The 16,980-nt window shown below is 57.5% G+C and carries 16 protein-coding genes and 1 pseudogene; 7 read left to right on the forward strand and 10 right to left on the reverse strand.

Annotated features, from left to right (window positions below):
* Positions 1–362 precede the first annotated feature (362 nt).
* Entirely contained in the window at positions 363–1,166 is an 804-nt protein-coding gene (locus OH720_RS13300; protein ID WP_272605981.1) for a hypothetical protein, read from the forward strand.
* Positions 1,167–1,202: 36 nt separating this feature from the next.
* Here OH720_RS13300 and OH720_RS13305 read toward each other — a convergent pair whose 3' ends face one another.
* Together OH720_RS13305 and OH720_RS13310 are read right to left on the reverse strand one after the other, a co-directional pair.
* Positions 1,203–1,943 carry a hypothetical protein gene (locus tag OH720_RS13305; RefSeq protein ID WP_008058651.1) on the reverse strand — a complete coding sequence of 247 codons (741 nt, stop codon included), beginning with the start codon at positions 1,941–1,943 and terminating at the stop codon, positions 1,203–1,205.
* Between the two features lie 191 nt (positions 1,944–2,134).
* Positions 2,135–2,371, reverse strand: coding sequence for a hypothetical protein (locus tag OH720_RS13310; RefSeq protein WP_008058652.1), 237 nt, complete (start codon positions 2,369–2,371; stop codon positions 2,135–2,137).
* Positions 2,372–2,829: 458 nt separating this feature from the next.
* On the opposite strand from OH720_RS13310, the gene tssB reads away from it, so the two are divergent.
* From tssB to OH720_RS13335, 5 genes are all read left to right on the forward strand, one after another.
* On the forward strand, positions 2,830–3,333 hold the full coding sequence (tssB, locus tag OH720_RS13315) for a type VI secretion system contractile sheath small subunit (RefSeq protein ID WP_272605982.1): 504 nt from the start codon (positions 2,830–2,832) through the stop codon (positions 3,331–3,333).
* Positions 3,334–3,367: 34 nt separating this feature from the next.
* Positions 3,368–4,012 carry a type VI secretion system lipoprotein TssJ gene (gene tssJ, locus OH720_RS13320; RefSeq protein WP_272605983.1) on the forward strand — a complete coding sequence of 215 codons (645 nt, stop codon included), beginning with the start codon at positions 3,368–3,370 and terminating at the stop codon, positions 4,010–4,012.
* A gap of 3 nt (positions 4,013–4,015) precedes the next feature.
* Positions 4,016–4,465 (forward strand): type VI secretion system baseplate subunit TssE, encoded by a 450-nt coding sequence (tssE, locus tag OH720_RS13325; RefSeq protein WP_272605984.1) that lies wholly within the window; start codon positions 4,016–4,018, stop codon positions 4,463–4,465.
* A 15-nt stretch (positions 4,466–4,480) separates the two neighbouring features.
* Positions 4,481–5,659 (forward strand): OmpA family protein, encoded by a 1,179-nt coding sequence (locus OH720_RS13330; RefSeq protein ID WP_272605985.1) that lies wholly within the window; start codon positions 4,481–4,483, stop codon positions 5,657–5,659.
* A 108-nt stretch (positions 5,660–5,767) separates the two neighbouring features.
* Complete coding sequence (locus OH720_RS13335) at positions 5,768–6,436, forward strand: ATPase (protein ID WP_272605986.1); 669 nt, start codon at positions 5,768–5,770, stop codon at positions 6,434–6,436.
* A 4-nt stretch (positions 6,437–6,440) separates the two neighbouring features.
* On the opposite strand, the gene OH720_RS13340 is transcribed toward OH720_RS13335, so the two are convergent.
* From OH720_RS13340 to OH720_RS13365, 6 genes are all read right to left on the reverse strand, one after another.
* Positions 6,441–7,037, reverse strand: a complete 597-nt coding sequence (locus OH720_RS13340) for a cytochrome c3 family protein (RefSeq protein ID WP_180206965.1) — start codon at positions 7,035–7,037, stop codon at positions 6,441–6,443.
* A gap of 9 nt (positions 7,038–7,046) precedes the next feature.
* A complete protein-coding gene (locus OH720_RS13345; protein WP_008059997.1) occupies positions 7,047–7,532 on the reverse strand; it encodes a nitrate reductase cytochrome c-type subunit in 486 nt (161 codons plus the stop codon).
* Between the two features lie 11 nt (positions 7,533–7,543).
* Entirely contained in the window at positions 7,544–10,048 is a 2,505-nt protein-coding gene (gene napA, locus OH720_RS13350) for a nitrate reductase catalytic subunit NapA (protein ID WP_272605987.1), read from the reverse strand.
* Positions 10,045–10,305 (reverse strand): chaperone NapD, encoded by a 261-nt coding sequence (locus OH720_RS13355; protein WP_272605988.1) that lies wholly within the window; start codon positions 10,303–10,305, stop codon positions 10,045–10,047. The genes napA and OH720_RS13355 overlap by 4 nt, the downstream gene beginning before the upstream one ends.
* Before the next feature lie 31 nt (positions 10,306–10,336).
* On the reverse strand, positions 10,337–10,504 hold the full coding sequence (napE, locus tag OH720_RS13360) for a periplasmic nitrate reductase, NapE protein (RefSeq protein ID WP_008059985.1): 168 nt from the start codon (positions 10,502–10,504) through the stop codon (positions 10,337–10,339).
* A gap of 197 nt (positions 10,505–10,701) precedes the next feature.
* Positions 10,702–11,592, reverse strand: a complete 891-nt coding sequence (locus tag OH720_RS13365; RefSeq protein ID WP_272605989.1) for a serine hydrolase domain-containing protein — start codon at positions 11,590–11,592, stop codon at positions 10,702–10,704.
* On the opposite strand from OH720_RS13365, the gene OH720_RS13370 reads away from it, so the two are divergent.
* Complete coding sequence (locus tag OH720_RS13370; RefSeq protein WP_272605990.1) at positions 11,591–11,782, forward strand: hypothetical protein; 192 nt, start codon at positions 11,591–11,593, stop codon at positions 11,780–11,782. The genes OH720_RS13365 and OH720_RS13370 overlap by 2 nt on opposite strands.
* Before the next feature lie 106 nt (positions 11,783–11,888).
* Here the strand turns inward: OH720_RS13370 and OH720_RS13375 are convergent.
* Positions 11,889–12,953 (reverse strand): annotated as a pseudogene (locus OH720_RS13375) (NAD(P)/FAD-dependent oxidoreductase); the annotation flags it as partial.
* Positions 12,954–13,693: 740 nt separating this feature from the next.
* Positions 13,694–16,924 carry a hypothetical protein gene (locus OH720_RS13385; protein ID WP_272605991.1) on the reverse strand — a complete coding sequence of 1,077 codons (3,231 nt, stop codon included), beginning with the start codon at positions 16,922–16,924 and terminating at the stop codon, positions 13,694–13,696.
* Positions 16,925–16,980 lie beyond the last annotated feature (56 nt).

Consider the following 16,980-nt stretch of genomic DNA (forward strand, 5'->3'; position numbering starts at 1 on the left):
CTCTTTGCCCTTCGAAGTTGGATAAAGGTCTGTGTCGACCTGCCATTTCTTGGGCTCAAGACTAGGGATCAGCCTGATATCGGTAAAATATTATTAAGCTGGCATTTGAGCATAAATAACTGATGCAGAGCCTTTGGGGCACCGCGTTGGCGGGGGGGCGGGATTGAACGTTCGTCGGCCGGAACGCTGTAAACACTGCAATATCCTGCCCGTTCCATCACGGCTGCTAAGCTTCGACCTTGCCACGTCCTGGCCTGCCTATGGCCGGTGTCACGCGTGGCCAGGGAGTAGGACTCCCGTACCCACATCCCCCTTCACTGGAAGGGGCAAACGATTGTCGGCAACCTGCACGGAGGCAGGCAATGGTGATCAAAAATACAGGTCCTGCAAGTGCCGAGGGTACTGCCGTGCCGCTCGATCCTGATGAGATGGAGCAGGTGCTGGCGTTGCTGCTGGCCAGTCCGTTGTTCGCCAGGTCCAGGCGCATGGGCAGCCTGCTGCGTTTTCTGGTCGAGCACGATCTGCAATCGGCCAATGTCCCCCTGACCGAACACGCCATCGGCATCGCCGTGTTTCGTCGCGATCCGGCGGTGTATTGCACCGGTGACGATCCGGTGGTGCGGGTGCAGGTGGGGCGGCTGCGTCGCAAACTCGCCAGCCATTACGCCACGGTGGGGCAGCAGGAGCCTGTGCGGCTGAGCATTCCACCCGGTTGTTATCGCCTGGCCTATCAGCGGCTGCGGCCCAACTCAGTGACCGCGCACCATCCTGTGTTGCAGATCCAGCCCTTTACCTGCATTACCCGTGAGGGCGATGACTTTACCCGTGGCTTGTGCGAGGAGCTCAGTTGTCGCCTGTTCGAGTCGTTCGAGCAGGCACAGACCGGTGGCAACCACGTGTTGATAAGGATGCCGCGCAGCCCTGTGAAAACTGCGGATGCGCGGCGTGGCGGTCGTTACTGTTATTGCCTGGAGGGCAGCGTGCGGGTCGAACCGGCGCGGGTCCGGGCGTCGCTGCGGTTGGTGGATGTGGCGCAGGGGCGGATTCGCTGGTCGGCGCAGTTCGATCGCAACCAACCCTATGGCATCGCTACCCAGGAGGACCTGGCAGCCTCTATCTGTCTGTCGTTGACGGGCTATTTTGCACGAGGCACGTTCGACGAATAGACGGGGCAACCGCGAGGTTGCCCCGGTGTGCGCCCGTCAAACGGTTTTCCATTGACCGCCTTCGTAAAGGCGACCTGCGGTGTTATCGAACGTCAGGTCGATTTCGATCGCCTTGGAGCGTGAGGAACTGAACATGGTACTGGTCTGCACATCCTGTTCGAACCACACGAGGATGGTTTCCACGGGGGTCAGTACGGTGTTTCCGGTGACCACCTGATTGACGGCCACGTAGATCGGCGTGCTGACCTGGTTGCCATCGATGCCGGTGGACAACTGGTTGATCCCAGGATGGATCGGGGCGAAGTTGTTGACGAAGGTCACGGACACCTCAGGGCCGCCCGTTACTGCGGGGCTCAGCAGGCCGTGCTCATCGAGTGTCGAGGTTTGCCCCAGACCGATATTGACGATATTGGTCGAGACTTTGACTTGCACGTTTTCCTTGAACACGTTGGAGGCGAACAGCTGATACAGCGGCGTCCAGCTGAATTCGTTGTTGCTGAGGTAAGCACTGTAGGACTGCCAGACCACGTTGTAGTCGGCCGTACCGACTTTCTTGGCAAAGCACAGCTTGTAGCCGGACTTCTTCAGCAGGGTCAGGTCGCCGGGGGCAATTTCAATGGTGACGGTTTTCTGCGAAGCCGCTAGGACGGACCTGAAGACCCGACCGTAATCGGTGGACTTCAGCGCGGTGGTAGCACCCATGATCGACTTGACGGCTTCTTGCACATCGTTCTGAAGCTGCTGGCTTTGTTGGCTGACAGCGATTGATTTGCTCATGGTTTCCCTCTTCCTTGGTGGTGTGTTGGGCAGTCAATGGGCCTCGAGCGGTGAAGCCGGTCGGTCCATTGCGGGGTTCAATCTAGGCGCAAGGGGCAGGGTGCCCAAGTGTCTTGGCGTTACAGGCGGGTATCGGGGTTGTATCAGCGGCGCTCGCGGTGGAGCGGCCAACAGGCCGCCCCATCGTGGTTTCAGGCAGCCCGGGCGTCGGCCCAGACAAAGTTCCAGCTGGTGCGCTTGCCATGGGCAATCTCGATCAGCTTGTTCTCATACACCGTGTGATTCACCAAGCCAGTGTAGGTCAAGGTTCGGGCGGCGTTGTTCCCGCTGACCTCGCCCGGTACGCCGCCCGACTCGATCATGGCCTTTTTCATCTCGGCTTCCGATGGCGCGCTGCTCTGGTTTTTTTCCACTTTGACGAAACTCATGATTTCACCTCTTCCGTGATGGGATCGGCGCTGAACCGGGACCTGAGGTCCCTGCAGGATGCCGAAGGCCCTACTTTATTGAGCTGTCGAGCGGTGCAGAAGTGACAACAGCGGCGCCGAGGTAACAAGCAGGAAACAGGGTATTCGGGGCGATGTATCCGAGACGTGTCGTTACTTCGACTTTCTTTTACCAACGTTCTGATGATTGGTTTGTAGGCTTTTTTCCGCATTCAGGTGCGAAATTTCCTAAAGTGCATTGGAGAGGTGAAAAGTGAGAAGTAGGATACTTCATTAGTGTTGTAGGATCTCTAAATAAGTCGTGTTGGTAGATTTAAATTGAAATGGAATTTCCAAACTGCCTCGACATCTTTCTTGTTTGATTGTCTAGGCTTGTTGAACGCAGTCCTTGCAAGTTTATTGTCAAGGCAGTGGTTATCACGAAAAAACGGGAGGGGGTTATGGCTTCAAGCAGTTTCCAGAATGAAGTGCCAAAGGCGCGGGTAAATATAAAACTCGACCTGCACACCGGCGGTGCGCAGAAGAAGGTCGAATTACCGCTGAAGCTGATGGTCATGGGCGACTACAGCAACGGCAAGGAGCAGCGTCCGTTATCGGCCCGAAGCAAGGTTTCGATCAACAAAAACAACCTCGACAGCGTATTGGCAGAGTTTTCTCCGGTGTTGGAAATGGCCGTGGAAAATACCCTGGTCAACGACGCTGGCGACGCCCCGGTCGAGCTGAGTTTCCAGCGTATGAAGGACTTCGAGCCGGAGCAGGTGGCGCGGCAAATTCCGCACCTGCGTGCTCTGCTGGCCATGCGCAACCTGTTGCGCGATCTCAAGTCGAACTTGCTGGACAACGCTACCTTTCGTCATGATCTGGAACGCATCCTCAAGGATGATGCGCTAAGTGACGAGCTGCGCGCCGAGTTGGCCGCTTTGGTGCCGCAAGAAAATCGTTAATCCACTTCGGTTCGTTTAAAGGGAAGTTACCTGAATGTCCATCGAAAGTTCTAACGTGCAATCGCGCGGCGCTACTGTGTTGTCCGAAGAAAAAGGCGTATATGGCGCGCTGTTTGGCAAGATCAATCTCAGTCCGATCAAAACCCTGAGTAGTATCGAAGTATTTCAAAATACCGAGGCACTCTCCGAAGTGTCCGCCGATGAGCGAGTAACGGCGGCAGTCAGTGTGTTCCTTAAACTGCTCAAACAATCTTCACAGAAATTCGAACGCCTGGATAAAGTCCTGCTCGATGAACACATCGCAGCCCTGGATGCGCAAATCAGCCGGCAACTCGATGCCGTGATGCACCACCCCGATTTCCAGCGTGTCGAGTCAACCTGGCGCGGGGTCAAGTCGCTGAACTACGATAGCTTGCTCAGCCATGACGAGCAGGTGCTGAGTGCCGACTTGTTGGACAAACGAGCCCTGGTGGTCAAGCCCGACGAGGGCATGCAACTGAACATCCCCCTGGACAAGCAGGCACGCTACGTCGCGGTGGTCGCATTGTTCCGTGAGACCGATAGCCGAGCCGACACCTGGCGCCTGACCCTGGCACGGGAGGACCTTGACCCGGACCGGGTGCGGGTGATCGAACTGGGGGGCAACCGCCTGACCCTGCGCCCGCTGGCCAAGGAGTGACGGATGAGCGATCTCAATCCTTCGTTGTACGAGACACTCCTGCAGAATTTCGACGGCGAGCTGGATCTGCACCAGGTCGCTGAAGAGGACCAGTGCACGCTGTCGGTGCTGGACAACCTGCGGCGCATCCTCAACAGCCGGGCCGGCGCGCTCGATCATCTGCCCGATTATGGCCTGCCGGACATGGGCCAGATCCTCCAGGGCCTGCCCGGGTCGGCGCATGGACTGATGCGCGCCATGGCCGACACCCTGGCCAGGTACGAGCCGCGCGTGGCCACGATTGGCATCGAGCTGTTGCCCCAGACCCGACCGGGTCACCTGGAGTACAGCCTCGAAGTGCAACTCAGAGGGGGCCGTCGAGTGACCTTCGGCACCACACTCACGCCAGGGGGCCAGGTCCTGGTGCGGCACTTGAAGCGCCAACACTGTCTATCGAAGTCAGGAATTGTTTAAACAAAGGGATGCGTAATGACGGCATTGTTTGAAATGCGAATCAGGCTCGGCGGCGATCCAACTGCCTTCAGTGAGTTCAAGGCGCTGCGTGAAGAGTTGGCCAAACTGAGTCATCCGGCCTGCCCGGATGTGGATTGGGCCACGGTGGAGCAGTTGTGCCTGGCGTTGTTCCAGCGCAACGGGGCGGAGCTGCAAACGGCCGCTGCGTTCGCACTGGCCCGCAGTCACCTGCACGGCGTGGAGGGTATGGCTCAGGGGATCGCGTTGATCGAGGCGCTCGTCGGTGAATGGGCAAACCTGTGGCCGGCGATGGAGTCGGCGCGGCTGGAAATCCTGGCCTGGCTGTTCGCGCGCCTGCAGCCGCTGTTGCGTGGCCTGCAGCTGCAACCCTGGAGCCTGCCTGCGATCGCCCAACTGGGCGCTGGGCTGGAGCGCCTGCACACACGACTGGATCGGCAGCTTCAGCATCCGCCAGGGGCATTGCAAACCCTGCGTCAGCAAGTCGAAAGCCTGCTGCAGAGACTGGCACAGCCCCATGCACAGCCCCATGTGTTGTTCGACCCGGTGGCGTTGTCGACGAGACTGCCGCCACCGCCCCAGGTGATGCCGGTGGTGATCCTGCCGACGCCGCCGATGCCCGAAGTGCTGGCTCAGAAAAAGGCCCATCGGCTCAGCCCTTGGTTATTCGCCGCCGTCGCGACAATCACCTTGGCCGCGGGTGCTTTCTGGACGGCCTGGCTGGTGAGCCCGGACAAGGATGGCGTGAATCGCCTCGCCAGTGTCTTCCAGGCGCCACCAACTGTGCCCGAGCCCGTACGCCTGGACAGCCTGTCCCTGTTCGCCCCCGGCAGCGCCGAACTCAAGCCCGGCTCGACCAAGGTCCTGATCAGCGCCCTGGTCGACATCAAGGCCCAACCGGACTGGTTGATCGTCATCGCCGGGCACAGCGATGCCAAGGGCAATGCCGAGCAAAATTTGCAGCTGTCCCATGCTCGCGCTTCAGCCGTGCGCGGCTGGATGCAGCGAATGGGCGATATCCCCGACAGTTGCTTCGCAGTCCAGGGCTTTGCCGACAGCCAGCCAATCGCAAGCAACGACAGCGAGGCCGGGCGTGCGGCTAACCGGCGTGTCGATATCCAGTTGGTGCCTCAAGCAGGCGCCTGCGGGAAACCGGGCGAGCGGGTGCAGTCATAGCAATCATTCATTCCCTCGATACCCATCATTAAAGAATGCAAGTTCTGTTTTTCCGCCAAGGGAGGAAGATAGCGTCATACCGATCTCGCCATTGAAGGAATAAGCGCGATGAGAATCTCGACCCTGCTGGCCTTTTTCGCCGTGTTCAGTGCTGGCGTGGCGGCCACCACACCGGTCGTTGCTGCCGATGCGGCCTGCCGTTTCCTGCCGATTGCCGACAGCACTGTGCGTTTGCAACACACGCAAAAGGTGGCGGTGCTCTACAGCGAGAACACCCTCAACACCCAGCAATACCTCGAGAGCTACCACGCCGTGGCAGTGAAGGGGGCGCAGAACCCCGGGCTGGATTCACGGATCAGCCAGGCGTTCGTCGACAGCTCCGACCCGCAGCGGGCGATTGGCTGGTTGATGGCGTCGTTGCAGAAGGAGTTCGCAGCGGTGACCGTCTACGACAACCTCGATGCGGCGCTGCAGGCTCATCCGGACGTGGTGGTGATGCTCGACACCTACAGTCGCCTGGTGTCCAAACGCAACAACCAGGTTGAGGCGCGGTTCATGGCCAGGTTCTACGATGCGAACCTGCAATACATCGGCCAGGCGCAAGGCTCACGTGCCGAGCAGATGCCTTCGGTGTGGGTGCATGGCAAGGCCGCGCCGCAGATTGCCGCGCAGATCAATCAGCAGACCGCGTTGCAAGTGAACGCGTTGAAACAGTTCGATGCGTCGTTGAAGACACTGGTGACGGCAGGCCATGTGGATCATGTGGCAAGCAACTGAACCGCTACCAGCCCTTGACGCCGCTCATATCCGGTAGCTTGTGCGCAATGCCCTTGTGGCAGTCGATGCAGGTGGCTTCGCCCTTGGCCAATGACGTCGAATGCATGGCCGCCGCCCGTTTGCCCTGGCGGGTAAAGTCCATGAATTCGAAGTTGTGGCAGTTGCGGCATTCGCGTGAGTCGTTGGCCTTGAGCCTGGCCCATTCGTGTTCCGCCAGTTCACGGCGCAGGGCGAGGAATTTGTCGCGGGTGTCGATGGTGCCGAACAGCTTGCCCCAGACTTCCTTCGAGGCCTGCATCTTGCGTGCGATCTTGTGCGTCCATTCGTGGGGTACGTGGCAATCCGGGCAACTGGCGCGCACCCCCGAGCGGTTGGTGTAGTGGATGGTGTCCTGCAATTCGACAAACACGTTGTCGCGCATCTCGTGGCAGGAAATGCAGAATTTCTCGGTGTTCGTCAGCTCCAGTGCCGTGTTGAACCCACCCCAGAAAATGATCCCGGCGATAAAACCGCCCAGGGTCAGAAACCCCAGGCTGAAATAAACGCTCGGCCGACAGAGGATGCCCCAGTAGTCCTTAAGCAGGGCGAACAGTGCTTTCATGGCGCCTCCTCAACGTTTCTGCGCGGCGTTGGCGTCGTCTTGCAGGATTTTGTCGATGGTCTCGAAGCTGTTGCCCACCAGCGGCAGCACATCTTTTTGCGGCACATGGCACTGGTTGCAGAAGTAGCGACGCGGTGAGACAGCCGCCAGCGCCTGGCCGTCGCGGTCCATGTAGTGGGTGATGCTGATCATCGTCGCCTGGCTGCGCGCACTGTTGGCCCGGCTGTGGCAGGACAGGCACTTGTTGCCGTTCTTGTCGATCTGGTAGCCGCGAATGCTGTGGGGAATGGTCGGCGGTTGGTCAGGGTAGTTGCGCTCGCGCTTGAGGTCCTTGTTTTCATCGTCGGCCAGGGGCGGCGCAGGGGCGTTTTGCGTCAGGGTGCCGCCGGGCCGGCGTCCGTCCGGGCCCGGTGCATCGAGGGGGTAATCAACCTCGGCGGCAATGACCGCGCCGATCACAGCGAGCAGGAACAACGGCAGGATGCGAAAACTCATGGCGGTTCTCCTCAAGCCACGCTGATCAACTCGATGCGGATCGCGCATTTCTTGTAGTCGGTCTGCTTGGAGATCGGGTCGGTGGCGTCGAGCGTGACCTTGTTGATCAGCTTGTTGGCATCGAAAAACGGCACGAACACCAGGCCGCGGGGCGGTTTGTTGCGCCCGCGGGTTTCGATGCGGGCGCGGATCTCGCCGCGGCGGCTGATCAGCTTCACTTCACTGCCACGACGAGCGCTCATGGCCTTGGCGTCCTCGGGGTGCATGTAGACCAGTGCGTCCGGCACGGCTTTGTACAGTTCTTCCACCCGTTGGGTCATGGTGCCCGTATGCCAGTGCTCAAGGACCCGGCCGGTGCTCAGCCAGAACGGGTAGTCGGCGTCCGGGGCTTCGGCCGGTGGCTCGTAGGGCAGGGCGAAGATGATCGCCTTCTTGTCCGGGTAGCCGTAGAACTGCACTTCGCTGCCGGTTTCCACGTAGGGGTCGAGCCCCTCGCGGTAGCGCCAGCGGGTTTCCTTGCCGTCGACCACCGGCCAGCGCAGGCCGCGTTCGCTGTGGTAACGGTCGAAGGCCGCGAGGTCATGGCCATGACCGCGACCGAACTGCGCGTACTCCTCGAACAGACCCTTTTGCAGGTAGAAACCAAAGGCCTTGGCTTCATCGTTCTTGTAGCCGGTCTCGATCTGCTCGACGGGAAACTCGTCGACCTGGCCGTTCTTGAACAACACCTCGAATAGGGTTTTGCCCTTGTACTCCGGGGCCTTGGCCAGTAACTCCGCGGGCCAGGTTTCATCGGTCTTGAAGCGCTTGGAAAACTCCACCAATTGCCACAAGTCGGACTTGGCATCCCCCGGTGCGCTGACCAACTGATGCCAGAACTGCGTGCGGCGCTCGGCGTTGCCAAAGGCGCCTTCCTTTTCCACCCACATGGCGCTGGGCAGGATCAGGTCGGCGGCCTGGGCGGAAACGGTGGGGTAGACGTCGGAGACGATCACGAAGTTGTCCGGGTTGCGCCAGCCCGGCAAGACTTCCTGCATGATGTTGGGCCCGGCCTGCATGTTGTTGCTGGCCTGGGTCCAGTAGACGTTGAGCACGCCGTCCTTGAGCATGCGGCTCTGTTGTACCGCATGAAAGCCGACTTTCTCCTGGATGGTGCCGGCCGGCAGCTTCCAGATTTTTTCCGCAGTGGCGCGGTGCTTGGGGTTGGTCACCACCAGGTCGGCGGGCAGGCGGTGGGAAAACGTCCCGACCTCGCGAGCGGTGCCACAGGCCGACGGCTGGCCGGTCAACGAGAAAGGGCTGTTGCCCGGTTCGCTGATCTTGCCCGTGAGCAAATGGATGTTGTAGATCAGGTTGTTGGCCCAGACTCCGCGGGTGTGCTGGTTGAAGCCCATGGTCCAGAACGACACGACCTTGCGATTGGGATCGGCATAGAGTTCGGCCAGGGCCTTGATGCGTTCAGGCGCCACCCCGGTCTCCTTGGCGGTGCGTTCCAGGGTGTAGGGTTTGACGAACGCAGCGAACTGCTCGAAAGACATGTCCGTCCAGGTATTGGCCTTGTCGGCATTCTTCGCCTGTTTTTCCAGCGGGTCATCCGGGCGCAAGCCGTAGCCGATATCGTCGGCGCCCTTGGCGAAGCGCGTGTGCTTGCTGATGAAGTCCTGGTTGACCGCGCCGCTTTCAATGATGTGGTTGGCGATGTAGTTGAGGATCAACAGGTCGGTTTGCGGCTTGAACACCATGGGGATGTCGGCCAGTTCGAAGCTGCGGTGTTCGAAGGTCGACAACACCGCGACTTTCACGTGCGGATAGCTCAGGCGCCGGTCGGTGACCCGGCTCCACAGGATCGGATGCATCTCCGCCATGTTCGAGCCCCACAGCACAAAGGCGTCGGTGGCTTCGATGTCGTCGTAGCAACCCATCGGCTCATCCGCACCAAAGGTGCGCATGAAACCCATCACCGCCGAGGCCATGCAATGACGGGCATTGGGGTCGATGTTGTTGCTGCGAAAGCCGGCCTTCATCAGTTTGTTGGCGGCGTAGCCTTCCCACACCGTCCATTGTCCCGAGCCGAACATGCCGACCGATTCGGGCCCTTTGTTTTTCAGGGCCTGCTTGAATTTTTCTTCCATGATGTCGAAGGCCTTGTCCCAACTGATTGGCTGGAACTCGCCTTGCTTGTCGTACTGGCCGTTTTTCATGCGCAGCAGTGGCTGGGTCAGGCGGTCGACGCCGTACATGATCTTGGACAGGAAATAGCCCTTCACACAGTTCAGCCCGCGATTCACCTCGGCCTTGACGTCGCCATGGGTGGCGACCACCCGGTTGTCCCGGGTCGCGACCATCACGCTGCAGCCGGTGCCGCAGAAGCGGCAGGGCGCCTTGTTCCAGTCCAGGGTGACCATGTCCGCTTCGGTGACCAGGTTGCTGGCGGTGGTGAATATCGGCAGGCCGGCCGCGGAGGCTGCAATGGCGGCGGCCTGGGCCTTGACGAATGCTCGGCGCGACATGCTCATTGGCTGTCTCCCGCGGAATCGAGAATTTCGTGATAGATCAGCGCAGCGTTGAGCACGCCCGGCAGATTGCTGATTTGTTCGATGCGTTGCAGGATCTGGTTTTCGTGTACGGTCTCAAGGACTACCACCAGTTTCCCGGCAGCACTTTCCTGATGCAGTTCCACGCCTTCCAATAGACGCAGGTTGGCTTTGACGGCGTCGAAAAGTTCGGGGCGGGCATGTACCACAAGGCTGGCTATATGCAGGGCTTCGTCCATGGGCGACTCCAACAGGCTCTGATCGAGTTTTTTAGTTGGGCGGCCCGGGCGGGCCGTAGAGCATTTGGAAAAACCAGATAATGAAACCGTAACCGCCGACGATAGCGACCGAAAGTAGCGGAAAAAGGCAGACAACAAGAAACAGGAACAGCCGCATTTCCTTGCGTCGCTGCGGTTTTTGCTCTTGAGTCAATGACATGGAGTGCGCTCCAGCCGAACGTGCACTCAGACTAGATCACGGAATTTTGAAGGGTTAAGTTACGGCGTTGTTTATCGACCAGCGGTGGCCAATATGCAGAGTTCTGTAATAACCAGTTATAACGCTTAGCGTTGTTACAGCGTTAAGTTTGCGGCGTGTTGGTATATGTTCTTATTTGATAATTATTCAACTTTTGATTATTTGTCATTTTTTCCAAAGGCCGATAAGTGCTTTACAACTTCGGCTTCGACAGCCCCTTCGTTGGCACCCTCATCAAACACAGCGCAGCAACTCGCGATGTTGTCGTCACTAACCCATTGATAGACCGCCACGACACTCCCCGGCCCGACTCCGGTGTGACCGCTCAAGGTTCGTTGACCTTCAACACCACCACGCATCAACCCGAGGCCATAACCAGGGGACGTCCAAGGACGGCCGGGAATCGGCCCACCGAGGGTGCGCACGGTCTGCATTTGCAGGAGCAGGGATTGCGGCAGCAAGTCGCCGCCCAATAGCCGGTCCAGGCAAAGGGCTGCCTCAGCGAGTGGGCCCACCAGCAACCCGTGATAGACCCAACCTGGGTCGTAGGCGGATGCGGCGCCCATCTTTACGCCTGCCAGATCGGCCTGTGTTCTGGCGAGGCGAGCCCGGGACAAACCAAGAGGAGCAAACACCCGTTGTGTCAGTGCGTCTGCGAGTGGGAGGCCTGTGGTGCGTTCAATCAGCCTTGCGATGAACAGGTAGCCGACGTTGGAGTAACGCCAACCGTCTCCCGGCGTGTAGCGCAAGCGGGAGGCATCGAGACGTTGCAGCATGTCATCCGCCGACCAGGCAGCTTCATTACCAGCGACCGCAGCGTGGTAATCAGCGAGTTCTGAATAGTCCGCCAGCCCGGCCTCATGCCGTAGCAACTGGCGCAGGGTAAACGGTCCTTCGGCGACCCTGTCATCCAGGCTGACCAGCCGGTCGCGCACCACTGTCAGGGCTGCCGCCGCGAGCACGGTTTTGCTGAAGCTCCACCAGGGCACCGTTGTATCCGGCTGTTCAGGCGTGAGAAGGGCGCCGTTCGATACAAGGGCAAAAAGCATGGGTCGACTCTGGATGGAAAGGGAGCGCGCTGACGCGAATCAGGTGTGCACCAACGCGATGGTGAATGAAACCACGATCATGCAGGCAAAGGCGAAATTTAGATTCATGTCGTTTCCATCCGTGACAGGGGTGATGGCGCTCATCTTGAACAGGTCCGGCGCAAATAAAAAATTCGGCTTGGTGATTTGAAAGATCGAAGGAATTGATAGCTGGCCCGCGAGTCGTGTCTTGCGTCACTGAAATCCAACTGTGGCGACGAGCAGGCTCCCACAGTTGGAATTTGGCCGTCGCACTATCAGCGTAGTCGCTCCAGCATCTGGTAGTACCACATGCCCGCTGCCAGCATCGGGTTACCGAGCAGGTCGCCCATGGGCACGCGGATGTGCTGGCAGGCGGCGAAGGTGTCGTACTGCGCAAGCTGCCCGGTGATCGCGCGGCCCATGATTTCGCCCATGATGTGGGTGGTGGCGATGCCGTGCCCGGAGTAGCCCTGGCAGTACCAGACGTTGTCCGAGAGTTTGCCCAGTTGCGGGATGCGGTTGATCACGATGCCCATCGCGCAGCTCCACTGGTAATCGATGGCCACGCCTTTGAGTGCCGGGAACGTCTGTTCGATGCACGGGCGCAACTCGGCGGCGATGTCGCGCGAATCCTTGCCGCTGTAGTTGGCGCCACCACCGAACAACAGGCGGCCGTCGGCGGTCAGGCGGTAGTAGTCGAGCACGAAGCGGCAGTCGTAGACGGCGAGGTCTTCAGGGTTGATCTGCCGGGCCAGGTCTCCCAGGGGCGCCGTGGTGACGATGCCGCCCATGGCCGGGAAGATCTTGCCCTTGAGTTTGCCCGGTTCGAGTTTGTGGTAGACGTCACCGGCCAGCAGGACTTGATTGGCGTCGATGCGGCCGTGGGCGGTGCGTACGCCTGGCTTGTCACCGTGAATGATCTCCAGCACTTCGCTGTTTTCGAAGATCAACGCACCGAGACTTTCCGCTGCCCGGGCTTCACCGATGCACAGGTTGAGCGGGTGCAGGTGCATGTTGCTCGTGTTCTTGATCGCGCCGTGGTAGAGGTCGCTCTGCAGCAGATCACGTACCTGGCTGCGGTCGAGCAGGCTGACATCGTCACCCATGCCCCGGCGCAGCGCTTCGTCGTAGTCCTTGCGCAAACCGTCCATGTGGCTCGGCTTGTACGCTGCGTGCAGGTGACCGTGCTTGAGGTCGCAGGCAATGCCGTATTTTTCCACCCGTTGCTCGATGATCTGGTGCCCGCGCCAGCGCAGGTGCCAGATGAAATCGTCGACTTCGTCGCCGAGGGTGCGGCGCATCTGTTTACGCATGGCTTCGTCGCCGGAAAGGCTGCCGGTGGTCCAGCTTATCCGACCCAGGCGATGTTGACTTGCCGAATAGTCAACAGATGCTGAGCCGTGTTCAAAGCGTGTCCCCAGAGGCGTAATGAAGTGGGGTGAAGGGATGAGGTCTGTGAGGCAGAAGCATGATTTCTTGTGCGAGTAACGCGTCGCAGGCACCAAAAGAATCTCAAGCCTAGCCGTGTATCGCCTGAAATGAACGACTCAGATTGAAGGCTGTTCTACCGTACAAACTCCGGAGAATCGACATATACGACGATACAAAGCTTGAGGCGTTTTCCGCTTTTCATGACTTACTGGTAACGCCAGAAGTTCGGATGAATGCACAAGAGCAGTATGAAGAATTGATTCGACTTGCTGACAGTTTTCATGCGAGGGGAGTTATAAATCAGGAAGAGCGCCGATCCTTAATTGAGGTGGCGACAGTGGCCTATGCACGGGCTGTTGAGGGCGCAGGAAGTGGATTCGGATTCTATATCGGTGCTGGCAGACCAGGACGCTCTACGATGAAACGACCTATTTGAATGCCTTGAGGAAGCGCGGTTCACCGCTCCTGAAGAACTTCGATTTAGGTTGACTGACTTCCTCAGGCGTGAAGCTGCCGGTCAGCAGCGGCAGAAATCGGCCAGAAGCGTATGCTCGGACCAATCTGACTTCAGCCGAATGCGTCGTTCGTCGCAAAGGCATAAAGCTCCCCAGGCGCCGTTAATGGGACACGTGGGGCAGGTGACTAACCTTTATCTTGCATCAAATGAACGAATCTTCGCCAACGCACGGCTGACTGGAGGATTTTCCATGCCTACCGGAATAAGGATATCGTCGTCAGGATTGATAGCCGAAATTTCCTGGTCGTTTTCATCAATCTCCCAGGCATGCATGACAACAACCCCAGAAGTTAATAAATGGTTAACGAGCTTCCCTTCGGCATTCACCGTGGCAACATGACACTTCTTGTGCGCCTCGTAGTCTTTCAAAAATCTGTCAATATTTACAGAAGAGCTTGGCGTCATAGTATGAATTCTAGAAAGAGCCGTTTGGACTTGCGAAGTTCCATTGTCAGAGCGATCAATATTGCTTGTTACAGCCACACGATAATGCGCAGGATTTTGCTTGCTAATACCTCGTATCAATGCGATGCGCAAAGTGTTGTTGGGATCCTTATCCCCGATAGTTTTTGCGATATTCTCGAATATTCTAGTCCCAACAGCGGCGTGCTCGAAGCCAAACATCAGCAAAGGAATTTCCCCTTCGCATGTTTGAAAGCCTAAGCCCTTCCAGCCGGCTTGATCCCACAGACCCGCTTGAATGAGAGAAACGACTTTAAGCTCTCTATGTGTCATTGTTGAAAACTGAAACGGATGTTTTGGACGCTCCTCGTGCACATTCGATTTAGGGTGCCAATCCATAGGTTTAATGTTGTGATATTCAAACCAAGTCACGCGCCGAGTTGGTTTGTGTAATTCGAGGGACGCATCCTGATGAGACGCAATTCCTGGGATAACACCATGTCCCATGAAATAGCCGTCTAAGCCTATGTTGCAATTAAAGATAACTGCGCGCTCTAGGGCTTTATCGTCTCGAAGCATTCCCTCCAGTTTCGACCAGCCAATTTGCGGGCAAATAATGGAGACAAAGTGAAGGCAGAATTCACTATAAAATTGCTGGATCAAACTCCTTTGCTCATCGGTTAAATCCGCGACACTGAATGGCGAGCAGCGGATCTCAGCAGAAGTCACCTGCGCAGCGGTATCGAATCTGTTCTGGAGTATGAAGTCATCCTCATCTTCCAATGAGATATCAATATTCACGGCAGGCACTGTAGCCGCTGCATGGTCTGACATCATCGGTGCGCAAAAGCTTTCCAGTACAGCCAGCAATTGCTGCGCCAGCTCAATGCAGGGGGACTTCACTGGGAAGGAAACAGATATCTTACAACCCAGAATGTAGGAGCTTATGGTCGTCCAGCGGTCTAGATAAAGGTCGAGCGGAGCCACCGGGGCTCCCATATCAATGCTGCGCCACATGTTCATAAATTGAAGGTCAATGGGCTCACCCTCAGGCCCCGCTTTATCTTCATGGCCCAGGCAAACCAATAGCGCGTCGGCACTGAGCCCTAGATCCATTTGATTCAGTTTATCCGGCAGCCATGCCATTCTCTCAATAACTGAAAAATTGGCATTGAGACATAGCTTACCAACCAAACATTCATAATTGATCTTTTGACTATCTGTCCAAGGGTTTTCATCCAGCATTGGAGAGATGAGGTGAGCCAGGTGATACCAAGTCAGCGACTGGCCCAAGCGACCTAGCTGACCTTCAATCCACATAAGTCGTTGGTAAATAGCGGCTTGCTTGTCACTGCTTCTTTGTTCCTTCAGCGCATCAGCGGTGACCAGGTAAGCCGCCATCATCGCGGCTCCTCGCGCTGCCCAGAGCAGTCCCTGTTTCTCGTACGCATGGGACAGCATATAAAGGGCAGCAAACATTTCCCCCTTGCTTTCACTGCTATACAGCCCATAGAGGGACAACCCGAAGCACTTGATCGCCCTGTAGTAATCCTTTTTGTCGCTGCTCAGTGCTCCGCGCCTCAGGTACTTATCTGCCTTTATCCGGCTGTTTTCCCGTGCACCGGCATCATCAATGAGCTTATCCATCAGATCCTCGTAGGCCTTGAGATCTCCAAAGGCCACATCGAGAGCTTCCAGCAAATTGACGAGGCGAGCCATAGGGTAACCAATCAGCTTATGGGCGCTGTCGACTATAGTGCTCAGGGTTTTGAAGGTAGTGTTGACTTGACCCTCACTTTCAGCCGTCAACAAGTCCAAAAGTGCCAAAGAAGTCTTGGCTTGTAATGCGCCGCTGATCATGTCCGCGTCGTCGGCTATCGAGTTCAACTTCTCTCGAATGGTGGCCTCTAGTGAATCCACATCGAGGGTGCACTTGCCGTCTCGATGAGTGGTGACCACGAGATTGAACAACGTTACGACTTTCTCCCATACCTCAACGTTATCGGTCTTTTGGGCCTCGCCGAGTGCTTTCTCATAGGTTTCCTCAAAGAGTTCAGCATTTTCCAGCCACCAGTACGCGGCCCATGTCAGCTGATAAAGGGCATCAAAATGCTGTCTCGGGGTGCCAAATTTTTTCGCTGCCCGTAAGGCGATATCGAATTGGTGCTTTACACCAGCGGCATCCCGCTCAAGCTCTTTGTAGATGATGGCACGCTTGGTGTAGAGGTCGACCTGGGAGATGGTCAAACGGCCGGGATCTTCAATCTGGTCGATCTGGCGTTCGATCTCTGCTAACTGGATCTGCTTGTCAGCGTCGAATGGGCCGATCTGAATTTTGCTCTCAATACTGCCTGTAAGACCAAGGTGATCGATGGCAAGGTGCTGGTTCTTGGGCTGTAGCGTTTTATCAAGCAGCCACGTTCGATCGTAGATGGTTACCTTGACGCCATGCTTTTTCGAAAGATCGTCCTGAAGCTGCGCCCTCTGGCTGTTCTTGATGAACCGGCTGGAGACACAGAAGATACGGACGTACCCACGCCCGGTGGACATGATGCTCTCGACATCCTTCGTGCATTTTGTCTTCCAATCTTTCTGGGTGCTGACACCGAATGCCCATCGCTCGGACTCCGGAGCCTCGTTTAGCCCCCAGAAAAAAGCGATTTGGCTGGAGACAGGATACGTCTCGGTATCAGTTTTACCGTCGCCACCTGCTGTTGGCCCAGTCTGGGGAACCAGATTGGGGCAGATTTCTCGCTCGCAAAGCTTCCGTACGAATATCTCGAACTCAAGCTCTTGGCTGCGATTGTTCAGAGTCTCGAAGTGATACTCCAGCATGGAGCGGTCTATGGTCGATTCTTGTAGCTTTAAAGAATCCGAGAACTGCTCCGGACGTCTCGCTCGCAGGAAGTCTTGCGGCTTAGGGCCAGTGATCTTGGTAGCCGATTGTTCCTTGTCCATCATCCACTCCTGAAATGACCAATGGCATCGCCCGGCTACGATCAACGCCTTGGCCCTGG

This window comes from Pseudomonas sp. WJP1, from assembly GCF_028471945.1.
Lineage (GTDB): Bacteria > Pseudomonadota > Gammaproteobacteria > Pseudomonadales > Pseudomonadaceae > Aquipseudomonas.

Excerpts from the sequence above, each read along its gene's own strand:
- OH720_RS13300 (WP_272605981.1), top strand. The coding sequence starts at position 363 with ATGGTGATCAAAAATACAGGTCCTGCAAGTGCCGAGGGTACTGCCGTG.
- OH720_RS13305 (WP_008058651.1), bottom strand. The coding sequence starts at position 1,943 with ATGAGCAAATCAATCGCTGTCAGCCAACAAAGCCAGCAGCTTCAGAAC.
- OH720_RS13310 (WP_008058652.1), bottom strand. The coding sequence starts at position 2,371 with ATGAGTTTCGTCAAAGTGGAAAAAAACCAGAGCAGCGCGCCATCGGAA.
- tssB (WP_272605982.1), top strand. The coding sequence starts at position 2,830 with ATGGCTTCAAGCAGTTTCCAGAATGAAGTGCCAAAGGCGCGGGTAAAT.
- tssJ (WP_272605983.1), top strand. The coding sequence starts at position 3,368 with ATGTCCATCGAAAGTTCTAACGTGCAATCGCGCGGCGCTACTGTGTTG.
- tssE (WP_272605984.1), top strand. The coding sequence starts at position 4,016 with ATGAGCGATCTCAATCCTTCGTTGTACGAGACACTCCTGCAGAATTTC.
- OH720_RS13330 (WP_272605985.1), top strand. The coding sequence starts at position 4,481 with ATGACGGCATTGTTTGAAATGCGAATCAGGCTCGGCGGCGATCCAACT.
- OH720_RS13335 (WP_272605986.1), top strand. The coding sequence starts at position 5,768 with ATGAGAATCTCGACCCTGCTGGCCTTTTTCGCCGTGTTCAGTGCTGGC.
- OH720_RS13340 (WP_180206965.1), bottom strand. The coding sequence starts at position 7,037 with ATGAAAGCACTGTTCGCCCTGCTTAAGGACTACTGGGGCATCCTCTGT.
- OH720_RS13345 (WP_008059997.1), bottom strand. The coding sequence starts at position 7,532 with ATGAGTTTTCGCATCCTGCCGTTGTTCCTGCTCGCTGTGATCGGCGCG.
- napA (WP_272605987.1), bottom strand. The coding sequence starts at position 10,048 with ATGAGCATGTCGCGCCGAGCATTCGTCAAGGCCCAGGCCGCCGCCATT.
- OH720_RS13355 (WP_272605988.1), bottom strand. The coding sequence starts at position 10,305 with ATGGACGAAGCCCTGCATATAGCCAGCCTTGTGGTACATGCCCGCCCC.
- napE (WP_008059985.1), bottom strand. The coding sequence starts at position 10,504 with ATGTCATTGACTCAAGAGCAAAAACCGCAGCGACGCAAGGAAATGCGG.
- OH720_RS13370 (WP_272605990.1), top strand. The coding sequence starts at position 11,591 with ATGGGTCGACTCTGGATGGAAAGGGAGCGCGCTGACGCGAATCAGGTG.
- OH720_RS13365 (WP_272605989.1), bottom strand. The coding sequence starts at position 11,592 with ATGCTTTTTGCCCTTGTATCGAACGGCGCCCTTCTCACGCCTGAACAG.
- OH720_RS13385 (WP_272605991.1), bottom strand. The coding sequence starts at position 16,924 with ATGATGGACAAGGAACAATCGGCTACCAAGATCACTGGCCCTAAGCCG.